General features: G+C 38.6%; 1 protein-coding gene and 1 pseudogene. One reads left to right on the top strand and one right to left on the bottom strand.

All coding sequences use genetic code 11. From position 1 onward, the window contains the following. A partial coding sequence (locus HMPREF9007_RS06180) for a SusC/RagA family TonB-linked outer membrane protein (RefSeq protein WP_277754695.1) occupies positions 1–2,852 on the bottom strand: 2,852 nt, incomplete at its 3' end. 406 nt (positions 2,853–3,258) lie between these two features. Between HMPREF9007_RS06180 and HMPREF9007_RS06185 the strand changes: the two are divergent. Beyond that, a pseudogene (locus HMPREF9007_RS06185) lies at positions 3,259–6,292 on the top strand (SusC/RagA family TonB-linked outer membrane protein); the annotation flags it as partial.

Raw genomic sequence — 6,292 nt, 5'->3', positions numbered from 1 at the left:
CGCTCTGTAGAATAATTGTAAGCATTGTAAGCTTTATACAATGTTCGGTTTGCTTCATATTGCGGATTACTCAAGATTGCAGGAATATTAGTCTTTGCCTCATCCCCAGAAAGCGTCCAACGATTCTTGAATTCACGAGGCATAGCACTCAAATCGGAATATTTATAATTAAAATATGGATTCAAACGAACAACATTACCAAATGAATAAGTCATGAATACATTGAGTTTAAACCCTTTATATGCAAAAACGTTACCGAAACTACCAGTTATTGTAGGATCTGTCGGACCTTCATATTTCAAATAATCTAACTTCTCACGTTCCTGGAAATTAATATCAGTCGATGTTATATTTCCATTGATATCGAACATAGGAATACCTTTTTCATCCAAACCTGCAAAAGGAATGGAGAAAAGCCCGCGCACAGGATATCCTTCACGTGCAAATCCATTTCCCGAAACAAGTTCCATCATACGAGTACGTCCTCGCAAATCAGTAACTTCATTCTTAGCATGAGAAAAAATAAAATCAGAATTCCATGAGAAGTCTTTTGTTTTAATATTGCTGGTTGAAAGGGTAAATTCAATACCATGTGACTTCATTGTAGCTACATTGGCATATTTATAAATAGTACCTCCCACTCCTTGTGTTGGAATCAACCCAATCAGGTCATAGTTATTGCGCGTGTACCAGTCAGCTGAAAGATTAATGCGATTATTAATAAAACCTACATCCACTCCTATATTCAATTCATGCTTCTTTTCATACGTTAATTCACTATTTTCCAAATCCACTATATGAAGACCCGTTTCTTGAATATCAGTGAAAGGACGATAAGGTGAATAACTCTTAATAATAGCTTGTGAATTTGTTACATCAGCCGGACCACGATCAGCTGTCAATGAGTAAGATGCCTTAAATGTCAAATTTGAAAGCGTTGGTTGAAGTGATTGGAAGAATTTCTCTTCATGAACATTCCACGCTGCAGAAAGATTCCACGTTGGCAGCCAACGAGCAGAACGGCTACGTCCCATTCTATTAGTTCCTTCATAGCGGAAAGTACCATTCAACGTATAACGCCCGTCATACGAATAAGTAGCATTTGCAAATGTAGCTACACTACGATATCTAGTATGCCCCATAGAATAATACTTTTCTCCAGTCTCAATACCTTTCTTAAAGTACTGATAAACATATGATGGAATCTCACCCATAGAATATTGCATACCCCATCCTTGGAATGAAGAGTTAGAGCGTTGAAGATCATTTACTTCCATTCCTGCAAAAAGATTAGTTATATGCTTTTCTGCAAATAGATGATTCCAGGATACAGTACCACGGAAATCCAGTCCCAACATCTTACGATCTTGACGCTGATAAATACCTCCTTCAGGAAGAATCGAAATAGGTAATGCATATGGGTTATCTGGATTCTTATACAACCAGTCGTTTTCATCACGAATAGTAGCATCGTCCAACCCCGTACGATAAGCAATTGCTTGATTAGAATCATCCATTATATTATGTTCTTGTGATGATGATTGATAACGCACAGCACCCAGCGCACTGACTTCCAGGCCCTGCAACACCTTCCATTTCAACTCCCCCTGGAACTTTACATCAACAACATTCAACTCAATAAAATTATTGTCCAATTCACGGAGAATATTAAATGGAGCATAATTAGCCACATAATCTGTATTAGGATCTAATGTACGTGAAGTATTCAGTGCGTATGAATAGGGGTTGATATCAAAATCACGTGTAACCTGACCTGCCGCAACGTCCAATGATGAGTTCATGGTACCTGGTGCATTCTGTTTACGGTAAGAAGCACTTGATATCAAGTTTATGCTTAGGTTCTTTAAGATATTATAAGTCGTATTCAAATTGGCTGTATAACGTTTCACTTCACTCTGCTTATACCATCCCGGATCAAGCATGGCACTCAATGACGCATAAAAAGATGATTTATCAGAACCTGAAGTAATACTTACAGAGTGATTCTGTGAAATATTATTTGAGAATAATACATCAAACCAGTCGGTATTACGCATTTCGGCTTCGGTCAAATAAGCATTACGTGCTTCTAAAGTATTCATCAGCCCAAATTGACCATTCGTTTCATTAAACTGGTCGATCAGTTTATACATACGTCCGTACACACCTGAATTCTTTGCACGAAATAAATCAGCACTATTCAACCAACCTTTTTGCTCCAATTCTTTATATATTCCCATTTGCTCCTGAGAATTCATAATATTGAACTCTTTGTATGAGGGCACCATACGCGTAGTAAACTCACCCGTATAATTAATTTTGCTGACTCCAGCTTTACCTTTCTTTGTAGTAACAACGATTACACCTGCCATTGCACGTGCACCATAGATTGAGGTTGCTGAACCGTCTTTCAAAATCTGAAAGCTCTCAATATCATCGGAATTTAAACCAGCAATAGCCGAACTAATCAGAGTTTCAGCATCACCAGAAGATAAATCATCAGGTCCCACATCAATAGCATCTTCCATAATAACTCCATCCACCACCCATAATGGTTTGGAGCTACCATAAATGGAGGTAGCACCACGTACACGAATTTTAGGAGCAGTACCAAACGTACCGGATACGTTCTGGACTGACACACCCGCAGCACGCCCTTCAAGTCCACGGCTAATATCAGGGAGACCATCCAATTTTACATTATCAGCTGTTAATTGTTGAGTTGCACCAGTAAAAAGGCGTTTGTCCATTTTTTGCATGCCGGTTACCACTACTTCCTCCAGAACTTCTGCATCTGGTTTCATCAGAATTCTTATCGTTCCTGCTTTTATGGGGACCTCCTGAGTTTTCAATCCGATATAGCTAATCTTCAAAGTTCTAGCAGAACTTATTTTATTTTCTCTTTTTTACGTAACACATAATTGTATCATATTCTCCTATAACCTATTTTCATACTAATTATTTATATCTAATATAAATTTTATATTATTCAAGGCTTAGTTAAAGATAAAAAGGGAGTGTTTAGATGACATAATGATTATTTAAACAAGGCTAAATTTGCATATACTGACAGAAATATGACATTATGATAGTTTGATGATATGTATTTATATTCATAACTATCATAATGTATTTACAATAGTTTTCAAATTTATTTTGAATAATTGTTTTGTATTTATAAATATGTGCTTATATTTGCAAAATAGCACTAAGCGAAAATAAGCGACTTACTAATTCTTATAATAATAAAGAGTGTTTATGAAAAGAAAATTAATGCTGTTATTGGCCTGCTTGCTGGCAAGCATAGGTCTAGTGATTGCCCAAACACCTAAAAAGGTGACAGGTGTCGTCATTTCTGAAGAAGATGATCAGCCTGTTGTGGGAGCATCCGTATTAGTGAAAGGTACAACGATGGGAACAGTCACCGATATCGATGGTAAGTTTACCATAAACGATGTACCAAGTTCTGCTAGAACTTTGAAAATTAGCTACATTGGAATGAAAACTCAGGAGATTCCTATCAAAACAGGAACAATAAGAATTCTGATGAAACCAGATGCAGAAGTTCTGGAGGAAGTAGTGGTAACCGGTATGCAAAAAATGGACAAGCGCCTTTTCACGGGAGCTGCAACAAAACTTGATGCAGAAGGCGTAAAACTTAATGGTATGGCAGATATCAGCCGTGGTCTTGAAGGCCGTGCTGCGGGTGTGTCAGTCCAGAATGTATCCGGTACATTTGGTACAGCTCCCAAAATCCGCGTTCGCGGTGCTACCTCCATTTATGGTAGCTCCAAACCATTATGGGTAGTGGATGGAGTTATTATGGAAGACGCTGTAGAAGTCAGCGCTGATCAACTATCTTCAGGCGATGCTGAAACTCTAATTAGTTCGGCTATTGCTGGTCTGAACGCAGATGATATTGAAAGCTTTCAGATTTTGAAAGACGGCTCAGCAACCTCAATCTATGGCGCACGTGCAATGGCAGGTGTAATCGTTGTTACTACAAAGAAAGGTAAAGCTGGAGTCAGTAGAATAAGCTATACCGGTGAATTTACTACCCGTTTAGTACCAAGCTACAATGACTTTAACATCATGAACTCGCAAGATCAGATGGGAGTATACAAAGAAATGCAACAGAAAGGCTGGTTAAATTTCGCTGAAACCTCCCGAACTGCAGAAAGTGGTGTATACGGAAAGATGTATCAGTTAATTAACACATACGATCCTACTACCGGACAATATGCGTTATTAAATACTGACGAAGCTAAAAATGCCTATCTACGTGAAGCTGAAATGAGAAATACCGATTGGTTTGACACACTTTTCTCTCCCAGTCTAAGTCAGAATCATTCTGTAAGTCTTAGCTCTGGTACAGAAAAGTCATCGTTCTATGCTTCTTTAAGTGCTATGCACGATCCGGGATGGTACAAGCAAAGTGGAGTTGATCGCTATACAGCCAACTTAAATATGAATCATAATATCTTAAAGAACCTAAGCATAAACTTGATATCAAGTGCTTCTTATCGTAAGCAAAAAGCACCGGGAACTTTAGGACAAGACATTGACCTAGTAAACGGTCAGGTAAAACGTGAATTTGACATCAACCCCTATTCATATGCATTGAATACTTCACGTACATTAGACCCAAACACTTATTACACCAGCAACTATGCTGATTTCAACATTCTGAACGAACTGGACAACAATTACATGGAACTGAACATTGCAGATTTAAAGTTCCAAGGCGAGTTGAAATGGAAACCAATTACCGGATTAGAGCTAAGCGCTTTGGGAGCCGTGAAGTATCAATCAACTTCACAGGAGCACAACATTAAAGACCAGTCAAACCAGGCATCGGCTTATCGTGCAGGTCTAGATGACAAGACAATTATGGACCGCAATCCATTTCTTTATAAGAACCCAGATAATCCATATGCACTACCGATCTCTATCTTACCGGAAGGTGGTATTTATCAACGTAGAGACTATAAGATGCTAGGTTACGACTTCCGAGCTACAGCTAGTTGGAACCACGTATTTAATGATATACATATCACTAACTTCTTTGCAGGAACAGAAATCAACTCTACAGACCGATCAAAGAATTACTATCAAGGGTGGGGTATGCAATACTCAATGGGCGAAATACCCTACTATGTATATGAATTCTTCAAAAAGGTATCGAAGACGGCAATAATTACTACTCATTGAGTCAGACCCGTAGCCGTAGTGCCGCCTTCTTCGCCAATGCTACCTACTCTTATAAAGGTCGTTATACTGTGAATGGAACAGCCCGCTACGAAGGTACCAACCGTATGGGTAAGAGCCGCTCGGCACGTTGGTTACCTACATGGAACGTATCAGGAGCATGGAATGCCCACGAAGAAAAATTCTTCAGCAATTTAACTTCTGTTCTTTCACACTTTACACTGAAAGCATCTTATTCGTTAACAGCCGACCGCGGTCCGGCAGACGTAACGAACTCACAGGCTATTATAACCAGCTATAGTCCTTATCGACCATTTACTTCTATCCAGGAGTCCGGATTGTATATTAAGGAACTAGAAAATAGCGAATTAACTTATGAAAAGAAGCACGAGTTGAATATTGGTGCCGACATGGGCTTCTTGAATAACCGCATTAATTTAGCTGTAGACTGGTACAAACGTAACAACTACGACTTGATTGGTATCGTTAATACACAAGGCGCAGGTGGACAGATCCTGAAGTATGCAAATATCGCTTCAATGAAATCACATGGTATTGAATTCACTTTATCAACCAAGAATATTAAAACAAAAGATTTCAACTGGAACACCGACTTTATATTCTCTAATGCAAAAAATGAAGTCACTGATTTGAAACAAAATGCGAATGTGATGGAGCTTATTTCCGGTAATGGATTCGCTAAACAAGGCTATCCGGTTCGTGGGCTATTCTCTATCCCATTTGTAGGTCTCGACAAAGATGGTATTCCAGTCATTATAAATGAAAAGGGCGAAGCGACTAGTACCGATATAAATTTCCAGGAACGCCAAAATACTGGTTTCCTGAAGTATGAAGGTCCGACTGATCCTACCATTACAGGTAGTTTGGGTAATATGTTCTCATACAAAGGTTTCCGTTTGAATTTATTTATCACTTATTCATTTGGAAATGTTATCCGTTTAAATCCCGTATTCAAAGCATATTATTCGGATCTAACGGCAATGACTCGTGAATTTAAAAATCGATGGACACTCCCCGGAGACGAAGCAAAGACTAATGTTCCTGCTATTTTGAGCAAACGTAT

It is taken from the genome of Bacteroides sp. 1_1_14 (assembly GCF_000162515.1).
GTDB lineage: Bacteria > Bacteroidota > Bacteroidia > Bacteroidales > Bacteroidaceae > Bacteroides > Bacteroides thetaiotaomicron.
The sequence above is the reverse complement of the archived record's forward strand: the minus strand, read 5'-3'. Positions and strand labels throughout refer to the sequence as shown.